This window comes from Sphingomonas suaedae, assembly GCF_007833215.1.
Lineage (GTDB): Bacteria > Pseudomonadota > Alphaproteobacteria > Sphingomonadales > Sphingomonadaceae > Sphingomonas > Sphingomonas suaedae.
Genome location: NZ_CP042239.1, coordinates 1677305 through 1695560 on the forward strand (window position 1 = coordinate 1677305; position 18256 = coordinate 1695560).

Here is an 18256-nt window from a genome sequence, read left to right on the forward strand (position 1 = left end):
GGTCGCGCGGTTTTGAGCGCAGTTACTGAGCCCGTTTCGGGCACGAATATCGTCACGCGCTTCGCGCCTTCGCCGACGGGATTCCTGCATATCGGCGGCGCGCGCACCGCGCTGTTCAACTGGCTGTTCGCGCGCCATCATGGCGGCAAGTTCCTGCTGCGGATCGAGGACACCGATCGCGCCCGTTCGACGCAGCCCGCCATCGCCGCGATCCTTGACGGGATGCGCTGGCTCGGCCTCGATTGGGATGGCGAGGAAGTCTATCAGTTCGCGCGCGCCGATCGCCACGCGGCGGTCGCGCACCAGATGCTCGATTCGGGCCATGCCTATCGCTGCTGGATGAGCCAGGAGGAAATCGCCGCGCAGCGCGAGGAGGCACAGGCGGCGAAAAGGCCCTATCGCATCCGCAGCCCCTGGCGCGACCGCAGCGATGGCCCGCTCGACCAGCCGCACGTCGTGCGCATCCGCGCCGAGCGTGAAGGCGCGACCACGATCCGCGACCTCGTCCAGGGCGAAGTGACGGTGCAGAATGCCGAGCTGGACGACATGGTCCTGCTGCGCTCGGACGGCACGCCGACCTATATGCTCGCGGTGGTGGTCGATGATCACGACATGGGCGTCACGCATGTCATCCGCGGCGACGATCACCTCAACAACGCCTTCCGCCAGTTGACCATCATCCGCGCGATGAACTGGCCCGAGCCGACCTATGCCCATATCCCGCTGATCCACGGCGCGGACGGGGCAAAGCTGTCGAAACGCCACGGCGCGCTCGGCGTCAATGACTACCGCGACGAACTCGGCGTGCTGCCCGAAGCGCTGTTCAACCACCTGCTCCGCCTCGGCTGGGGCCATGGCGATGCGGAGATCATCAGCCGCGAGCAGGCCGTCGAATGGTTCACGCTCGACGGCGTCGGCAAGTCGCCCTCACGCTTCGACCTCAAGAAGCTCGACAGCCTCAACGGCCATTATATCCGCGCCGCCGACGATGCCCGACTCGCCGATCTGGCGGCGCGCTTCCTGCCGTTCGAGGCGAGCGCGGAGCAGCGCGATCTTCTGCAGCGCAGCATGTATGCGCTCAAGCCGCGCGCGGCCAATCTCATCGAAATTGCCCAGGGCGCGGCCTTTTTGTTTCGCACCCGCCCGCTGGAAATGGACGCAGATGCACAAGCTCTGCTAGAGGGCGGCGCGCGAGCGCTTCTCGCCAGCCTGCACGATGCGCTTGACGCGGTGGCGAACTGGAATACGGAAGCGCTCGAAACCGCAGTACGCGAGGTCGCGGAGTCGGCGGGCGTGAAGCTGGGGGCGGTGGCACAACCGCTTCGCGCAGCGCTCACCGGCAAACGCACCTCGCCGGGCATTTTCGACGTCCTCGTCCTGCTTGGGCGCGACGAAAGCCTTGGACGCATTGCGGATCAGATGACGGCCTCCCCGGGCGAATGACACGGACGGCTGAAGGAAAGGAAGTGACGATGACCGACTCCACTCTCAAACTGGGCGACAAGGATTATCCGGTTCGAAAGGGGAGCGTGGGTCCCGAGGTCGTCGATATCCGCAAATTCTATGCCCAGTCGGGCATGTTCACCTACGATCCCGGCTTCACTTCGACCGCCAGCTGCGAAAGCGGGCTGACCTATATCGATGGCGATGCGGGGGTGCTGCTGCATCGCGGTTACCCGATCGACCAGCTTGCCGAACAGTCGAGCTTCATGGAAGTCGCCTATCTGCTGCTCAACCATGAGCTGCCGAGCAAGGACGAACTCGACAAGTTCAGCTACACCATCAGCCGCCACACGATGCTGCACGAGCAGCTGGCGCAATTCTATCGCGGCTTCCGCCGCGACGCGCACCCGATGGCGATCATGTGCGGCGTGGTCGGCGCGCTCTCGGCCTTTTATCACGACTCGACCGACATCACCGATCCGCAGCAGCGGATGATCGCCAGCCACCGGCTGATCGCCAAGATGCCGACGATCGCGGCGATGGCGTACAAGTACAGCGTCGGCCAGCCGTTCCTCTATCCGGACAACTCGCTGTCCTACACCGGCAATTTCCTGCGCATGACCTTTGGCGTGCCTGCCGAGGAGTATGTCGTCGACCCGGTGGTCGAGGCGGCGATGGACAAGATTTTCATCCTCCACGCCGATCACGAACAGAATGCATCGACTTCGACCGTACGTCTCGCGGGTTCGTCGGGCGCCAATCCCTTCGCCTGCATCGCGGCGGGCATCGCCTGCCTCTGGGGTCCGGCGCATGGCGGCGCGAACGAGGCCGCGCTCAACATGCTGCGCGAGATCGGCCGTCCCGAGCGGATTCCCGAATATATCGCCCGCGCCAAGAACAAGGACGATCCCTTCCGCCTGATGGGCTTCGGCCACCGCGTGTACAAGAATTTCGACCCGCGCGCGAAGGTGCTGTCCAAGGCCGCGAGCGACGTGCTCGACAGCCTGGGGATCAACGATCCGGTGCTCGACACGGCGCGCGAGCTGGAGCGGATCGCGCTCAGCGACCCGTATTTCATCGACAAGAAGCTCTACCCGAATGTCGATTTCTATTCGGGCGTGATCCTCTCGGCGATCGGCTTCCCGACGACGATGTTCACCGTCCTCTTCGCCCTGGCCCGCACCGTCGGCTGGGTCGCACAGTGGAACGAAATGATCAGCGATCCGGACCAGAAGATCGGCCGCCCGCGCCAGCTCTATACCGGCCCGACCCAGCGCGATTACGTGCCGGTCAGCCAGCGCTGAGCCACACGCGCCGTGAAACGAAACCGGGGATCGTCGCAACGCGGCGGTCCCCTTTTCGTTTGAACCGCTGACCCTGTCCGGAGTCCCCGATGCGCCACACCATTCTCGTCCTCGCCGGAATTCTCGCGATCCTGATCGGCCTGCTCTGGGTCGCGCAGGGTCTGGACCTGCTCAACTGGCCACCACAGAGCTTCATGATCGCCGACAGGCAATGGGCGCTGCGCGGCGCGGTTCTCGCCGGCGTCGGCGCAATCCTGATCGCGGCAATGCGCCGCCGCTGAGCGGTCAGCGCGCGACGATCAGGTAGAGGCCGACCGCGATCACCACGACCGCGAACAACCGCTCCAGCAGCCCCTTGCGTGCCGCCAGACGCTTGCCCAGCGCGATTCCCGCCACGGCACCCCCGACCCCGCCGACCAGCATCAGACCGGCGATCCGCCAGTCGACATAGCCCGACAGCGCATAGGAGCCCGCAGTCGTCGCCCCCAGCGCGCTGACCACCACCAGCGAGGTTCCCGCAGCTTGAGGAAGCGACATCCGCGTCGCCGCGATCAGTGCGGGCACGATCAGGAACCCGCCGCCAATCCCGAAAAAGCCCGATGCCAGCCCCACGCCCAGCCCCGCCGGAATCAGCCGGGGGACGAGGTGGCGTGCGGTATCCCGGCTCAGCCGGACATCGGGCATCTCGGCACCACGGCGCTTGCGGAACATCGACAGGCCGACGCCGATCATCAGCAGCCCGAACAGCATCAACAGGCGCTGACCATCCACCGCCTTGCCGATCTCCGCCCCCGCCGCCGCGCCGATCATTCCCGCCGCCGCGAATAACAGGCCACAGCGCCACTTCACCGTCCCTGCCCGCGCATGGCCGACCAGCCCGGCCAGCGCATTGGCCGCGACCGCCACCGCTGCGGTGCCGATCGCCGTATGGGCGGACGTGACCCCTACGCCATGCACCAGCAACGGCACGGCCAGGATCGATCCCCCGCCCCCGACCAGCCCCAGGACCAGACCGATCAGCGCGCCAGACGCGATCGTCGCCAAGAGGGTGGCAACGGCCATATCGGCTCACCCGGCCTGCAGCGCGCGATTCCACGGCATCCGCCGCAGCAACAGCGCCATGCCGCACCAACCGATCATGCCCGCGACCGTCAGCCCGGCGCCGACAAAGGCCGACAGGCCGAAAAAGCCGGGATGGACCAGAAAGCCAAGCGCGATGCTGGTCAGCGTCAGCGATCCAGCGCCGATCTGCACCTGACGCATCAGTTCCAGCGGCTGGTTGCGGTCAACCGCGACGGGCAGTCCCGCCTTGCGCCAGCCCTCGATCCCGCCCTCCAGCAGATGGCAGGGCGATCCCGCCGCCGCCGCGCGCAGCGCATCGGCATTGGCCTGCGTCCGCATTCCCGAACGGCAGTGGAACACCAGCGGGCGCCCCAGCGCCGCCACCTCCCCGATCCGCGCCAGCGGCACGTTGAGCGCGCCTGGAATCTTCTCGCGCGCATGTTCGTCCGCATCGCGGATATCGACCAGCAACGCGCCGGCTTCCACCGCCCGCCGCGCGTCGACGGGCGCGATTGCCCTGATCGTCATCACGTCAGTCCTTGCAATAGAGTTGGTAGAGGGTGGCGAGCAGCGCCTCGGTCCGCGGATCGGCGATCCGGTACCACAAAGTCTGCCCTTCGCGGCGAAAGGCGACGAGTCCTTCGTCGCGCATCTTCGCCAGATGCTGCGACAGCGCCGATTGCGACAGCGCGACCTCATGCGACAGGTCGGTCACGTTCATCTCGCCATGTTCGACCAGCTTGCACAGCACAATCAGGCGACGGCCATTGCCCATCGCCTTGAGCAATGCGGCCACGGCGTCCGCCTTCGCGGCAAAGGTCGACAGATCCATCGGAGCCTTGAGCATCTGCACTTCCTTACATTAGGCATTGCTAATTTAGATTGTGCTTATATATTGTCAAGCATCCTGATGGAGGGACCCATGCAGCCCATTATCGAAGCCTTTTTCGACGAACCGACCAACACCATCACCTATCTCGTCGCCGACCCGGCCACGGGTCAGGCCGCGGTGATCGACCCGGTCCATGATTTCGACCCCGCCCGCGGCGAGGTCGATTCGGCCTCGGTCGATCATGTGCTCGCCAGGGCGGAGGAACGCGGCTGGCGGATCGCGATGGTGCTCGAAACCCATGCCCATGCCGATCATCTCTCCGGCGCCCCGCTCATCAAGGCGCGAACCGGCGCGTGGATCGGGATCGGCGAGCATATCCGCGACGTGCAGAAGATCTTCCGCCCGGTCTTCAACCTCACCGATCTCAAGACCGACGGTTCCGATTTCGACCGGCTGTTCGCCGATGGCGAGCGGTTCGCGCTGGGTGAGATGGAGGTGGAGGTGCTGCACGTTCCCGGCCACACCCCCGCCGACATCGCCTATCGCATCGGCGACGCCGCATTCGTCGGCGACACGCTGTTCATGGCGGATTACGGCACCGCCCGCGCCGATTTCCCGGGCGGCGACGCGCGGACCCTGTACCGCTCGATCCGCAGGCTGCTCGCCTTGCCCGACGACACCAGGCTGTTCCTCTGCCACGACTATAAGGCGCCGGGGCGCGACGACTATCGCTGGGAAACCACCGTCGGCGAACAGCGCCGCGCCAGCGTGCATGTCCATGACGGGGTCAGCGAGGACGATTTCGTCGCGATGCGTGAGGCGCGCGACGCGACGCTCGCGGTGCCCAAGCTCCTGCTCCCCTCGATCCAGGTCAATATCCGCGCGGGGCAACTGCCCGAGGCGGAGGCGAACGGCGTCCGCTATCTGCGCATCCCGGTCAAACCGCGCGCTTCCGGCTGAACCGGCGCGTCGAACGCCGTCAGGATCGGGCATCCATCGCCCTCCCCCGCCGCACAGCGCGTCGCAAGCGTTTCAAGCGCCGCGCGCGCCTGTGCGAGCCGGGCCATTTGTGCGTCGATCGCCGCCATCCGCTCCTGCGCCAGGGCCTGTGCCCGCGCGCGATCTTCACCCGCGTCCAGCGTCAGCAATTCGGCGATCTGCGCCAGCGTAAACCCGGTGCCTGCTGCGGACCGGATGAAGCGCAATCGGGCGAGATCGTCACCGCCATAGCGCCGCACGCCGCCCGCCCGGCCCGGCTCGTTCATCAACCCGCGCCGTTGGTAGAAGCGCACGGTTTCCACCCCCACCCCCGCCGCTTTGGCCAGCGTTCCGATCGTCATGTCCTTCACGGCTTGACTCCGTACCATGGTACGGACCTTATCTGGGGTGGACACGTTACGCTGCCAAGGAGCCAGACATGTCCAGCCGTCCCGTCGCCACGCTCTATCGCATGGTCATGCCGGGCCATATCTGCCCCTATGGTCTCAAGTCGAAGGCGCTGCTGGAGCGCAAGGGCTATGCGATCGACGATCACTGGCTGAAGACACGGGCGGAAACCGACGCGTTCAAGGCCGAGCACGACGTCGCCACCACGCCCCAGACCTTCATCGACGGCAAGCGGATCGGGGGCCATGACGATCTGCGCCGCCATTTCGGCCTCCACGTCCGCGAAAAGGGCGAGACCAGCTACGCCCCGGTCATCGCGCTGTTCGGGATGATGGCGCTGATGGCGCTCGCCGCCAGCCATGCAGCCTATGGCTCCCCCTTCACGATTCGCGCCGCCGAATGGTTCATCTCGTTCAGCATGGTCGCGCTCGCGATCCAGAAGCTGCGCGATGTCGAGAGCTTCTCGACCATGTTCCTCGGCTATGACCTGCTCGCCCGCCGCTGGGTCCCCTATGCCTATCTCTATCCCTTCGCGGAGGGCGCCGCAGGCATATTGATGACGGCACAGGCGCTGCACTGGTTGTCGATCCCGCTCGCGGCATTCATCGGCACGGTCGGCGTGATATCGGTGTTCAGGGCGGTCTATGTCGAGAAGCGCGAGCTCAAATGCGCGTGCATGGGCGGCGACAGCAGCGTGCCCTTGGGCTTCGTCTCGCTGACCGAGAATGTGATGATGGTCGCGATGGCGGCGTGGATGCTGCTGCGGTAAATGGTGGGAGGGTGTGGTTACGCTCCACTCCCCGAAGGACCGGTTTTACAGACCGGCTGCCGGAACTACCGGCTTTACCCTCCCGGACAGAGGGCAATGGCAATGCTGTGAGATGAATCTGGCAAGATGAAGCCGACTGCTTCATCCGTCTCGCCGTCCCGCATCCCGGGACGCACGCCATCGCCCCGTCAATCAGATGACGCGGTAATATCGATAGCTGTGGCGGACCTGCGTGTTCATGCGCCGCCACATAGCGGCGTCGATGCGCGCGTCAAGCTGCGATGCACGCTCGACACGAGTTTAGCGGGCGGCGATCAACCGTCGCGCCTCGGCAATTCCCGCCGCGAGGATGTCGGCGCCATCGGGCACCGCCACATCAGGCTCGAGCAGCCAGCGCGGGCGGTCGTTCACATCATAGACCGGCTCGGCCGAATATTGCAGTTCCAGGCCGCTGCGATCGAGCCGCAGCGGAAACACCGCCGCGCCCAGCCGCATCATCGGCGTGCCGACGATCCGCGCGCGGCCCAGCCCGCGCATCCCCATCGGAAAACCCTCGGCCATGCTGCCGCTCCATCGGTTGCACAGCACGACGACGGGGCGTTCATAGGTGAACGGTCCGCGCGGTTCGACGACCTCGGTCCACGCCGCACTCAGCCCCGCCCCCGCCCGGCGGCGCATCCGCGCATAGGGCCGCGTCTCGGTGATGAACCGGCCCATGATCGGTCGCGCGACGGCGGTATCCCCGCCGCCATTGTCGCGAACGTCGACGATCAGCGCCGGCGCATCGCGCAATTCCGCCAGCCCCAGGTCGAACGCCGCGATCGCCGCATCGTCGGAAAAGCCGCGGATCGCGATCAGGCCGATGCCATTGTCCAGCCTGCGATGACTCACCTCCGCCACCGCATCGCGCTGCTTGAGCGGCAGCGACAGGTCGCGCACCGCGCCGTCGCGCCGCACGGTCATGCGGCGCGGCGTCGACCGTCCCCCCGCCACGACGGAATTGATTACGAAGGCGTCGGCTTCGGGATCGGCCCGCGACAGGCACCGCAGCGCCGCGTCGCGGATCGCCACATCCACCGATCGCCCGTCGACCGCAGTCACGATGTCGCCGATCGCAATTCCCGCCGCGCTTGCCGCCGAATCCGTCTGCACCGCCGTCACGCGCACTCCGTCCGGCGCGCGGGCCACGATCAGGTCGAACGGCGGCATTCGCGGAGTCCCGTCGGGCGCGGTCCGGATATTGGTGTGCGTGTCGTACACTTCGCCCAGCGCACCGCGCATCACCAGCGCGAACGCATCCCAGTCCGGCGCGGCGAGCGCCAGCGGCCGATAGACGCGCCGCACCGCCGCCCAATCGGTCGTCTTCTCGCCGAAATAGCAATAGCGCTCCGCGAGCGTCTCCCACATCTCGTCAAAGTCCTGCGCCATCGAAATGTCGCTCGGTGGTTCCTTCGCGAACGCTGGCAAGGTCAGGCCGGCGGCAAGGCCGGCCAGCGTCGCGCGGCGGGTGATCATGGAGGTTACTCGCGGGCTGGAAGCGTCAGGACGAAGCGCGCGCCCTGTCCCGGCGCGCTGTCGACCGTGATATCACCCCCCATCGCCCGTGCAAGCCGCCGCGCGATATAGAGGCCAAGGCCGCTTCCGCCCGGCTCGGTCGGGTCGACGCGGCCGAACTTCTCGAAGATGCGCGCCTGATCGTCCTCTGCAATCCCCTTGCCCTGGTCCGCGACGATCACGCAGCCATAGGGGCCTTCGCGTTCCATCCGCACCCACACCCATCCGCCCGGCGGCGAATAGCGCACCGCGTTGCCGATCAGGTTGACCATGATCTGGAGCACGCGACGGAATTCCCCGGTCGCGGGCATCGACTCATCCGCCTTCGGCCGGTCGATCCGCACATCGGCCTCGCTCGCCCGCACGGCGAGCAGTCCGGCGGCGCGGCGCGCGACATCGGCAAGGTCGATCGGCTCGGCCTCGACCTCGAAATCGTCGCGCTCGATCGCCGACAGGTCGGCCAGGTCGTCGACCAGCGACAGCAGATGCCGCCCGGCATTGGCGATGTCGCCCGCATATTCGGCATAATCGGTGCGCAGCGGCCCCTCGACCTGCGCGCTGATACTATCGGCATTGGCGATGATCCGCGTGAGCGGTCGGCGCAAGGCGCGATCGAGCCGCTGGCCGAATTCGGTGGTGAACACCGCCTCGGGCGGCGCGGGCGGCTGGTCCGCCTGTTCCTCCTCCGGCTCCTCCATCTCGGCCGCGCCGGTAAAGCCCGCAAACCGCCCCTGCGCGTCGATGCGCGGGCTGGCCGACAGGCGCACGCGCTTGCCCGTCCCGCGCAGCTCGGCCACCTGTCCCTCGAACCGCGACTGTTCCGCAGCGGCGGTCAGGATCGGCAGCGCGCCCTCGTCATCGGCCTCCAGCGCGAACAACAGGGTCAGCGGCTGGCCCAGCATCTTGCCCGCGTCGAACCCGTGCCGCGCGCCCGCCTCGATCGACAGATGCGTGATCCGCATCGCCGAATCGGTTTCCCACACCCAGTCGGCCTCGGCGCGCAGGAAATCGCCCTCGCGCATACTGTCTTCCGCCGCGCGCCAGGCTGCACGCGGGCGCCATCCGCTGACTTCGATTCGCACGCCCAGTTCGTCCGGCTCGGCGCGAACCCACAGGTCGATATCGTCCTCGCCATCCGCCGCGACGATGTTGCGCGAGATGGCGATGCCCAGCCGCTGCGTCAGCCGCGCGATGGCCGCGATCTGCGGGATTGCCAGCGGCTCGCCCTGCTTGCCCCCCGCGCGTGCGTTGAGGTCCGCCAGCCGAGGCTCGGCCTCCACCAGCCGCCCGTCGCGACCGACCCGGCCGATGGCGATCGGCAGATGGGGGTCGATCGCGTTCATACGGCGCTCCCCAATGCGACGAGTGCCGCGCGATAGTCGGCAGGCAGGCGCAGCCGCGCCATCGCCTCGCGCGCATCCTCCACGCCCACGGCCATGATCGTGTCGAGCGTGTCGGCGAACGCCTCGATATCGCGGCGCGGATCGGCTTCGGTCAGCGCCAGGCCCAGCCGCGCGATCGCCGCCCGGTCCAGCCCCAGCGCCCGCAACGCCACCCATAATTGCCCGCTATCGGTGTCGAACGCGATGCCGCGCGCCACCGCATAGTCGACGCCCAGCGCATGGGCGAGCAACGCCGCGAACAGCGTCACGCGCCGGTCGCCCAGCGCCTCGGTCATCAGTTCGGCAAGTTCCTCGGGCCGCGCGTCGATCGCGACCGCCAGCCGCATCACCGCCGCCTCCAGCCGGTCGCCTTCATCATGCGCCACCAGGCTGCGCTGCGCCGAATCCGCCAGCACCCGGTCCAGCGCGGCGGCGCCTGCGGGATCAAGATCGCGCGACTGGGCAACCCGCAGCCGCAATGCAGCCGCAACCCACCACACCAGCTTGTGATGCAGTTCGGCGGGCAGGTCGGTCTGCGCCAGCGGCCCCTCCTCGGGCAGGCTGCGCCGCCGGCTTTCGGCGATCAGCACCGCCATCGCGCCCTGCGCCAGCACCCGATCGGGATGCTGGACGAATCGGTTGATCAGGCTCGGCCGTTCCGGATCGTCATGCGCCTGCACCGGCATCGCGCTCGCCAACAGATCCTGGCGCACCTGTGCGATCAGTTCCGCCATCAGCTCGCGGTCGCGCAACAGCCCCGACGCCTGCAAGGCCCCGAGCGTTTCGGCGGCTTGCCCGAGCGAGTCGGCCAGCTCCGTCGCCCCCTGCATCGCCAGCTGGCGCACCGCATGGCCGCGAATCTCGCCCTCGACCGTCTCCACCAGCGCGCGAATCAACCGCGCCAGTGCCACCCGGCTGCGCTCATCCAAACGCCCGGATTCGGGCAGAAAGAAATCGTCGATCGCCGTCGCCAGACCGCGATACACGGCAGCGTCCGCGCTCGCGACATGCGCGAGCAACGTGCGGGCGCCCCGATCGGCGGCGCCGTCACTCATGTCGACATTCGGGTCGGACATGGTCTCCGGACTAGCGGAATGCGGTTAAGACCGAACTAAGGCTTTTCCCGTCGCGCCTCAACTGCCGCGGCGAGCGTGACGAATGCGTAGATCGCAATCGCCGCCAGCCCCCAGCTCGCCCGATCCGCGATCGCAAAGGGGGTCACGATCAGCAGATAGGCGGCCGGGCTGCCCCACCAGCGGCGGATCACCGCCTGGCTCCGCTCGGCAATCGCGGTCGCGGCGATCGTCACCATCGCCAGGATGACGCCATCCAGCGTCGCGTCCGCGCGCATTTCCATCAGCCCCAGCGCGCCCACCACCGCGCCGACGATCAGGCCGATCAGCGCCTCCTGCATCAGTGCGCACTTCTCCTCGCCGCGCAATGCCGACAGCGCCGCCCCGGTCGCCAACGCCGCAACGCCGGGAATCGCGACCGCCACGCCCCACGCAAAGCCCGACGCAATCAGCGCGGTCGCCCCCGCCCCGGTCGCCGCCCCGCCGATCATCAGCAGCCAGCCCGGCACGCCCTTCTCGACCACCTTGGGCAGCACCCAGCGGGCGATTCGCGTGAACACCCAGCGGTCGGCCCAGCTCGTCCGCCGCTCGGTCAGCGCGGCCAGCACCGCATTGCTGCGGCTGGCGAGCGCCGCGCCCTCGCGCTCGACGCCATGGCCCGCGCGCACCGCAGCGGCGGACAGCATCACCTGCTCGGCGCCTGCCTGCACGATCGCGCGCAACAGGGTGGACTGAAAATCATAATCGGGTGGAAAGGCGGCGATATCCTTGATCCGCTGCGCCGGCATCCGCGCGACGCCCGCCCAGCAATTGCGCGCATCGATCCGCTCGAGCGACGCGGCGGGCTCCTGCGTCACCAGGATCGCGTCTTTCCCCTCATGCGCCATCCGGTCGATCACATCGTCGGTCGTGACCAGCCCGTCGGCGATCACCACGAACTGCGCCAGCGGATGCGCCCGCGCCGCCGCTTCCTCCGCCGATCGCACGATATCCACCGGCACCCCGCGCTTGGCCGCGCGATTGACCGCGCCGAGCAGCGCCGGAGTGACGCGCGTGACGGCGACCAGAATATGCCCCGCGCCCGCGCCGATCAGCAGCCGCGCCTGATATTCGAGCAGCGTCATGCCCCCGAACGGCAGGGTCGCCGCAAGCGTCCCCGCCCGGTCCCCCGCATCCTCGGTCGCAAAGATCAGCCCTGCCAGCATATCGATCCGGTTAGGCGAATTGACGAAGTGGGGGAAGCACACAAATCCTCCCCGGCACGGGGAGGATTTAATACAGCAAGAACTGCTCCCGCGTCGCCACCCACGCCGCCTCGTCCGCCCCGGCCGCCGCATCCAGATCGCCCGGCGCCGCCGCCCCATCATCGACCCACGCCCGCAACCCCGGCCCGCCATTGATCACGTCGATCGCCAGCTTGTCGAACTCATATTCATACGGAAAATCGCGCCACAGATCGTAATCCGGGTAGAGCGACCGGATCGCCCGGAACCCCAGCGCCTGCACCCGCCATGGCCGGAAGGCAGCATGATCGTACCCCGCCCCTTCGGCATGGATGAACACGCCGCTGCACAGCTGCCCGACATGCTTGTGAAAGGTCGGCTGGAACCAGAAGTCACGCAGCGTGCACCCCGCGACCCACTCCGGCGCGATCCGGCGCATCTCCGCGATCACTGCCTTCGCATCGATATCCGGCGCGCCGAACAGCTCCAGCGGTCGCGTCGTCCCGCGCCCCTCGGATAGCGTCGTGCCCTCCAGCATCACCGTCCCGGCATAGGCGCGCGCCATGTTGACGTTCGCGGCATTGGGGCTGGGGTTGATCCACACGCGATCCATGGGCCAGCCGAACCCCGGCGCCGCATCGGGCTCCCACCCCTGCATCGCGATCACGCGGTATTCGACGTTCAGCTTGAAGTGGTCGATGAACCACGCCCCCATCTCGCCCAGCGTCATGCCATGCCGCATCGGCATCGGCCCGGCGCCGACGAAGCTCTCCCATCCGGGCAACAGCGTCAGCCCTTCCACCGGCCGCCCCGCCGGATTGGGCCGGTCGAGCACCCACACTTCCTTGCCGTGCGCCGCCGCCGCCTCGAGCATGTAGAGCAAAGTCGTGACATAGGTGTAGATCCGGCACCCTAGGTCCTGCAGGTCGATCAGCACCACGTCGAACGTGTGCATCGACTGCCCCGTCGGCCGCCGCACTTCGCCATACAGGCTGAACACCGGCATCCCGTAGGTCGGGTCGGTATAGTCCGGCGACTCCATCATATTGTCCTGCAGGTCGCCCCGCACGCCATGCTGAGGCCCGAACACCGCCGACACGTTCAGCCCCGCCGCGACCAGCGCGTCGAGGCTGTGCGTCAGGTCCGCCGTCACCGATGCGGGATGCGCGAGCAACGCGACGCGGCGGCCCTTGAGGTGTCCGAGAAGCGCGGGGTCGGCAAGCAGCCGGTCGATACCGAAGTTCATGGGTGCTGGGTGCCGGGACTCGGCGCGCAAAGCAATCGGCTTTGTCGCGATGCGGGGACCCGGCCCACGCCTCAGCCGTTGGAGAAGAAAAGAAAGGGACTCCCCGATGCTCAGATCGATCCTGCTCGGCCTTGTCGCCGGTTCGCGCGCAATGACCCCGCTGGCGGCGGTGGCCAATGCCGCACGCACCGGTCGGCTGCCACGCGACAGCGCAGCGCCGCCATTGCTCGCGCATCCGCTGATATCGGCGGGAACGGGCGGGCTCGCGCTGCTCGAACTGGTCGGCGACAAACAGGACAAGGCGGGCGACCGCATCGTCACGCCGGCGGTGGTCGTACGCACGCTCAACGCGGCGTTTGCAGGCGCGATGCTGGCTCCCCGGCGTCGACGTTTGGCGGCAGCGGCCGTCGCCGGTACGGCTGCCGCCGCCGCATCCTATGTCAGCTGGCGCATGCGCAAGACAGCGATGGAGCGACACAGCCAGGCCACGACCGGACTGGTGGAGGATGCGATCGTCGTCCCGACCGCCATCGCTGCCGCCACGGCCCGCTGAACGCGGATGAAAAAAGAAGCGGCCCGGTTTCCCGGACCGCTTCTCCATACGCAGACGATCAGAACGAAGCCGCCACCTGCACATACCAGCTGCGCGGCCGCGCATAGATGCGCTCGGCATAGCCCAGCGTCGCTAGGCTGGCATTGCCCTGGATCAGATAGCGCTCGTCGAACACGTTGTTCACCCCGCCGCTCACCTCGATGCCGTTGTCGAGCTTGAGCGTCAGCGACGCATTGCCGAGGAAATAGCCGTCCTCCTCGATCAGCGGGATGCTCCCGGTGATGAAGGTGATCTTCGACGTGTAGCTGCCATCGACGCGCGGGGTCAGCGTGGTGCTACCGCCAAGATCGATCCTGTAGCCCAGGCCGAAATTCGCCTGCATGTCGGGCGTGAAGGGCAGGTCGTCGTTCGGCGTCACCGTCGCGGTCGCACCCGGAACCGGCGTGATGCTCTTGATCTTGTCGTCCAGGATGCTGAACCCCGCATCCAGGATCAGGCCCCAGGGCGCACGATAACTCGCCTCGCCCTCAAGCCCGCGGATACGCGCCTCGCCCGCGTTGAACAGCAACGGCACGACGCCCTGGCGGAAGATCAGCTGAATATCCTGATATTCGGCCTGGAACGCGGCGAAGTTCAGACGCAGCCGCCCGATATTGGTCTTCGCGCCGATCTCGTAGCTGGTGACGCTTTCCTCCGCGAACGGCACGGGCAGATTGCCCGCGGGCGCCGCATTGTAGCGCGTGTTGTACCCGCCCGACTTGAAGCTCTTGGCATAGGACGCATAGGTGCTGATCGCGTCGCTCCAGCGATACTGGATGCTGGCTGAGCCGGTCAGCGCCGAGAAGTCCTGCTTGAACGGGCGGTTGAAGATGAACAGCGGCCCGCCCTGCGATGTCGCGAGCGTGGGCAGCGGATCGGGGTCGGGCTGGGTCGCGGGGAACAGGTTGAGCACCGTGCCGCGATAGGTCTTGCGGTCGCTGGTGTAGCGCAGGCCGCCGCTGACCTCGAGCGCGTCGGTCACGTTCCACGTCACTTCGCCGAACGCCGCGACCGAATCGGTCTTGAGCCGCGACAGCTGAAGGTCGCGCGACCCTGGCCCGCCCGCCAGCAGCGATCCAATCACCGGCGGCGAGGGCGGGAAGGCGAGCGGAACGGTCGCGCGCTCGTCGGTGACCTCGTTGAAATAATAGCCGCCCAGGATCGCGTTGACCGATCCGAAGTCGAGCTGGAGCTGCACTTCCTGGCTGAACTGCGCCGATTGCGCGCCGACATCGGTGGTGATCAGCAACAGCGGCGTGTTGTCGCCGTCACGGATGCCGCGCGATTCGGTCTCACGATAGGATGAGATGAGCTTCACCGACGCGACGTCGGTCAGCCGGATATTGGCGGTGGCGCCGACGCCCCACACTTCCGACGTGCTCTGCACCGGCGCGGTGCCGCCATTCACGAACGGGCCGCGGTCCTGGAAGTCGTTGGCGCAGCGCACATCGTTGATCATCGGCACGTTGGGCGCACCGAAGCGCGGGTCGCCCGGCACCAGCGGCGCGAACGGGATCGTCGCGCCCGGGCAGCCCGCCGCAACGCTGGCGATCGCGGCGACCGGCGCCTGCTCGTTCACCCCGGCAAAGGTGAAGGGCGCGCCATTCTCGTCCTGCTTGCTATAGTCCGCACGCAGATAGAGGTCGAAGTCCGCCGACGGCTCCCACAGCAGCGACGCGGCGAGCGAATAGCGGTTCTCATTGCCCAGATCGAGACCGTCCACCGCACGGATGACATAGCCATCGCGCTTGCGCACCCCGGCCGAAACGCGCGCCGCGACCGTCTGGCCCAGCGGCACGTTCACCACGCCAAAGCCTTCGATCAGATTGTCGCTGCCTGCGCGCACTCGCGCACGGCCGCTGAATTCGCCCAGGATCGGGCGTTGCGTCCGCACCAGGATCGCGCCGCCGATCGTGTTGCGCCCGAACAGCGTCCCCTGCGGCCCGCGCAGCACCTCGACGCCCGCAATATCGCCGAAATCGATCGCCCCGCCCACGGCGCGGCCGAGATACACTTCGTCCAGATAGACGCCGACGCCCGGATCAACCGCCGCGGTTGGATCGACCTGGCCGACGCCGCGGATGAAGACGACCGACGATGCGCTGTTGCCCGACAGCTGGCCGGCGGGCTTGAACTGCAGGCTCGGCGTGATCCGCTCCAGATCCTGCGTCTGGGTGATCTGGCGATCCTGTAGCATCTCCGCGCTGAACGCGGAGATCGCGACCGGCGTATCCTGAAGGCTTTCCTCACGCCGGCGCGCGGTCACGACGATCTCGTCGGTGGGCGCCGGTGCGGCCTCGACCGCCGTGTCCTGTGCCAGCGCCGGAACGGCGGCGGTGAAGCTCAAAAATGCTGCAATTGCAGTGATGCTGGATGCGGCGCGGCCACGCGCGCGAAACTCTTCTCGGCCCATCGTCACACACTCCCCTGTCATCCCCGGATTCTTGGCGATCCGCGGTCGGACCTTTAGTCCCATCGCCCATTGTTTTTGTCAATAACAGTTATGACACGAAACTACTATGACGGTTGAGCACCTTGTCTTCCGCATCATCCTTCGCGCAACGGCAGTTCCAGCGCGAAGCAATCGGGATGATGAAAATCGGGCTTCCCCGGCGGATGACGAAGCGCCCAATAGGATTTGGTGCCGTCGATTTCCTCGATCACCGCGGAGAGGGCGAACCGCGCGTTCGGCCGGGCGACGATCGCCCCGGCGTCGAAATCGGCGCCGACGGCAACGGTGTCGGCCCAAGTCGCCACGGTGATCTGAGGCTCGTCCATATCCTTGGATCGCATTCCTTCGCGATAGGTGTCGAAGCTATAGGCTGCCCATTGCCGTGAAGAGGTGAGGTTGATCTCGTCATAGGCAGGGCTGTCGCCATTTCGGAAAAACACTTCGAAACAGGTCGCCTGCCATAGCCCATCGGCCCGGGCCGGTTCGCCCAAGGCAGGAAATCGCACGACATCGATCGCACCGTTCACCACATACCACAGACGCAACCCCGTCCCGCGCAGCCGCGACACCTCCACCGCCAGCGTGATCGACGGATGCGGCATGTCAGGATGGGGGATCAGCCGATGCTTTTGCAAACTCCATCTCCATGCTAACCGCCCGCGCACCATGACCGAATACGCATCCGATCTGCTCCGCACCCTGTCCGACCGTGGTTACATCCACCAGGTCACCGACGCCACTGCGCTCGACGCGCTGGCGGCCAAGCAGATCGTGCCCGGCTATATCGGCTTCGATCCCACCGCCCCCTCGCTCCACGTCGGCAGCCTCGTCCAGATCATGCTGCTGCGCCGGATGCAACAGACCGGGCACAAGCCGATCGTGCTGATGGGCGGCGGCACCGGCAAGATCGGCGACCCCAGCTTCAAGGACGAAGCGCGCAAGCTGATGACGGACGAGGTCATCGCGGCCAATGTCGCGTCGATCAAGACCGTGTTCGAAAAGTTCCTGACCTTCGGTGACGGTCCCACCGACGCGATGATGGTCGACAATGCCGACTGGCTCGACAAGCTCGAATACATTCCCTTCCTGCGCGACATCGGGAAGCATTTCTCGATCAACCGCATGCTCAGCTTCGACTCGGTCAAGCTGCGCCTCGACCGCGAACAGTCGCTGTCGTTCCTCGAATTCAACTACATGATCCTCCAGGGCTATGACTTTCTGGAGCTGTCGCGCCGCGCCGGATGCCGGTTGCAGATGGGCGGGTCGGATCAGTGGGGCAACATCGTCAACGGCATCGAGCTGTCGCGCCGCGTCGACGGGACCGAAGTGTACGGCGTCACCACCCCGCTGATCACCACGGCCGACGGCGGCAAGATGGGCAAGACCATGTCGGGCGCGGTGTGGCTCAACGAAGACGCGCTCCCCGCCTTCGATTACTGGCAGTTCTGGCGCAACACCGACGACCGCGATGTCGGCCGCTTCCTGCGCCTGTTCACCGATCTGCCGCTGGACGAGATCGCCCGCCTCGAAGCGCTGCAGGGCGCGGAAATCAACGAGGCGAAGAAGATCCTCGCGACCGAAGCCACCGCCATGTGCCGCGGCCGCGACGCCGCGCTGGCCGCCGAGGAAACCGCGCGCAAGACCTTCGAGGAAGGCGCCTCCGGCGACGCCCTGCCCACTTTGTCGGTCAGCGGCGAGATCAGCGTCGTCGACGCCCTTGTCGGCCTCGGCTTTGCCGCGTCCAAGGGCGAAGCCCGCCGCCTGATCAAGGGCGGCGGCGCGCGCATCGATGGCGAAAAAGTCGGCGATGAAGCCGCGACCGTCACTGTCGGCGCCGATCCGGTGCGCGTGTCGGCGGGGAAGAAGCATCACGGGCTGCTCAACCCCGTCTAGACCAGCCCCCGGCTAGAGGTTGGTAACCACACTGGTTGCCGACAT

General features: G+C 67.0%; 18 protein-coding genes. 7 read left to right on the forward strand and 11 right to left on the reverse strand.

Annotated elements, in window-relative coordinates; genetic code table 11:
- Nucleotides 1-12 precede the first annotated feature (12 nt).
- The 3 genes from gltX to FPZ54_RS08045 all read left to right on the forward strand — a co-directional run bounded on the left by gltX (nucleotide 13) and on the right by FPZ54_RS08045 (nucleotide 3028).
- Nucleotides 13-1443 carry a glutamate--tRNA ligase gene (gene gltX, locus FPZ54_RS08035; protein ID WP_145846279.1) on the forward strand — a complete coding sequence of 477 codons (1431 nt, stop codon included), beginning with the start codon at nucleotides 13-15 and terminating at the stop codon, nucleotides 1441-1443.
- A 29-nt stretch (nucleotides 1444-1472) separates the two neighbouring features.
- Nucleotides 1473-2747: a citrate synthase gene (gene gltA, locus FPZ54_RS08040; protein WP_145846280.1), complete on the forward strand. Its 1275-nt coding sequence runs from the start codon at nucleotides 1473-1475 to the stop codon at nucleotides 2745-2747.
- Between the two features lie 89 nt (nucleotides 2748-2836).
- Nucleotides 2837-3028, forward strand: coding sequence for a hypothetical protein (locus tag FPZ54_RS08045; RefSeq protein ID WP_145846281.1), 192 nt, complete (start codon nucleotides 2837-2839; stop codon nucleotides 3026-3028).
- A gap of 4 nt (nucleotides 3029-3032) precedes the next feature.
- Here the strand turns inward: FPZ54_RS08045 and FPZ54_RS08050 are convergent, their stop codons facing one another.
- From FPZ54_RS08050 to FPZ54_RS08060, 3 genes are read right to left on the reverse strand one after another with little or no spacing between them, the layout of a single operon-like run.
- A complete protein-coding gene (locus tag FPZ54_RS08050; RefSeq protein ID WP_145846283.1) occupies nucleotides 3033-3809 on the reverse strand; it encodes a sulfite exporter TauE/SafE family protein in 777 nt (258 codons plus the stop codon).
- Nucleotides 3810-3815: 6 nt separating this feature from the next.
- Nucleotides 3816-4337 (reverse strand): rhodanese family protein, encoded by a 522-nt coding sequence (locus FPZ54_RS08055; RefSeq protein ID WP_145846284.1) that lies wholly within the window; start codon nucleotides 4335-4337, stop codon nucleotides 3816-3818.
- Nucleotides 4338-4341: 4 nt separating this feature from the next.
- A complete protein-coding gene (locus FPZ54_RS08060; RefSeq protein WP_145846285.1) occupies nucleotides 4342-4656 on the reverse strand; it encodes an ArsR/SmtB family transcription factor in 315 nt (104 codons plus the stop codon).
- A gap of 75 nt (nucleotides 4657-4731) precedes the next feature.
- Between FPZ54_RS08060 and FPZ54_RS08065 the strand changes: the two genes are divergently transcribed.
- The gene (locus FPZ54_RS08065; RefSeq protein WP_239019758.1) at nucleotides 4732-5601 is read left to right on the forward strand and encodes an MBL fold metallo-hydrolase; all 870 of its coding nucleotides are present in this window, start codon (nucleotides 4732-4734) and stop codon (nucleotides 5599-5601) included.
- On the opposite strand, the gene FPZ54_RS08070 is transcribed toward FPZ54_RS08065, so the two are convergent.
- Nucleotides 5562-5981: a MerR family transcriptional regulator gene (locus FPZ54_RS08070; protein ID WP_145849637.1), complete on the reverse strand. Its 420-nt coding sequence runs from the start codon at nucleotides 5979-5981 to the stop codon at nucleotides 5562-5564. The two genes, FPZ54_RS08065 and FPZ54_RS08070, sit on opposite strands and share 40 nt — an antisense overlap.
- Before the next feature lie 77 nt (nucleotides 5982-6058).
- Between FPZ54_RS08070 and FPZ54_RS08075 the strand changes: the two genes are divergently transcribed.
- Complete coding sequence (locus FPZ54_RS08075; RefSeq protein WP_145846288.1) at nucleotides 6059-6796, forward strand: MauE/DoxX family redox-associated membrane protein; 738 nt, start codon at nucleotides 6059-6061, stop codon at nucleotides 6794-6796.
- A 300-nt stretch (nucleotides 6797-7096) separates the two neighbouring features.
- On the opposite strand, the gene FPZ54_RS08080 is transcribed toward FPZ54_RS08075, so the two are convergent.
- The 5 genes from FPZ54_RS08080 to FPZ54_RS08100 are packed head-to-tail and all read right to left on the reverse strand — an operon-like array spanning nucleotide 7097 to nucleotide 13274.
- Entirely contained in the window at nucleotides 7097-8311 is a 1215-nt protein-coding gene (locus tag FPZ54_RS08080; RefSeq protein WP_145846290.1) for a S41 family peptidase, read from the reverse strand.
- A gap of 5 nt (nucleotides 8312-8316) precedes the next feature.
- The gene (locus FPZ54_RS08085) at nucleotides 8317-9693 is read right to left on the reverse strand and encodes a sensor histidine kinase (protein WP_145846291.1); all 1377 of its coding nucleotides are present in this window, start codon (nucleotides 9691-9693) and stop codon (nucleotides 8317-8319) included.
- Nucleotides 9690-10808: a DUF2336 domain-containing protein gene (locus FPZ54_RS08090; RefSeq protein WP_145846293.1), complete on the reverse strand. Its 1119-nt coding sequence runs from the start codon at nucleotides 10806-10808 to the stop codon at nucleotides 9690-9692. Before FPZ54_RS08090 ends, FPZ54_RS08085 begins: the two co-directional genes overlap by 4 nt.
- A 35-nt stretch (nucleotides 10809-10843) precedes the next feature.
- The gene (locus tag FPZ54_RS08095) at nucleotides 10844-12052 is read right to left on the reverse strand and encodes a hypothetical protein (protein ID WP_239019759.1); all 1209 of its coding nucleotides are present in this window, start codon (nucleotides 12050-12052) and stop codon (nucleotides 10844-10846) included.
- 25 nt (nucleotides 12053-12077) lie between these two features.
- Nucleotides 12078-13274, reverse strand: a complete 1197-nt coding sequence (locus tag FPZ54_RS08100) for an exo-beta-N-acetylmuramidase NamZ family protein (protein ID WP_145846294.1) — start codon at nucleotides 13272-13274, stop codon at nucleotides 12078-12080.
- A 106-nt stretch (nucleotides 13275-13380) separates the two neighbouring features.
- Between FPZ54_RS08100 and FPZ54_RS08105 the strand changes: the two genes are divergently transcribed.
- A complete protein-coding gene (locus FPZ54_RS08105) occupies nucleotides 13381-13827 on the forward strand; it encodes a DUF4126 domain-containing protein (RefSeq protein WP_145846296.1) in 447 nt (148 codons plus the stop codon).
- 58 nt (nucleotides 13828-13885) lie between these two features.
- Here FPZ54_RS08105 and FPZ54_RS08110 read toward each other — a convergent pair whose 3' ends face one another.
- A complete protein-coding gene (locus tag FPZ54_RS08110; protein ID WP_145849639.1) occupies nucleotides 13886-16279 on the reverse strand; it encodes a TonB-dependent receptor in 2394 nt (797 codons plus the stop codon).
- A 134-nt stretch (nucleotides 16280-16413) separates the two neighbouring features.
- The gene (locus tag FPZ54_RS08115; protein ID WP_145846298.1) at nucleotides 16414-16953 is read right to left on the reverse strand and encodes a DOMON-like domain-containing protein; all 540 of its coding nucleotides are present in this window, start codon (nucleotides 16951-16953) and stop codon (nucleotides 16414-16416) included.
- Between the two features lie 31 nt (nucleotides 16954-16984).
- Here FPZ54_RS08115 and tyrS point away from each other — a divergent pair, with 31 nt between their 5' ends.
- On the forward strand, nucleotides 16985-18211 hold the full coding sequence (tyrS, locus tag FPZ54_RS08120; protein ID WP_145846300.1) for a tyrosine--tRNA ligase: 1227 nt from the start codon (nucleotides 16985-16987) through the stop codon (nucleotides 18209-18211).
- Nucleotides 18212-18256 lie beyond the last annotated feature (45 nt).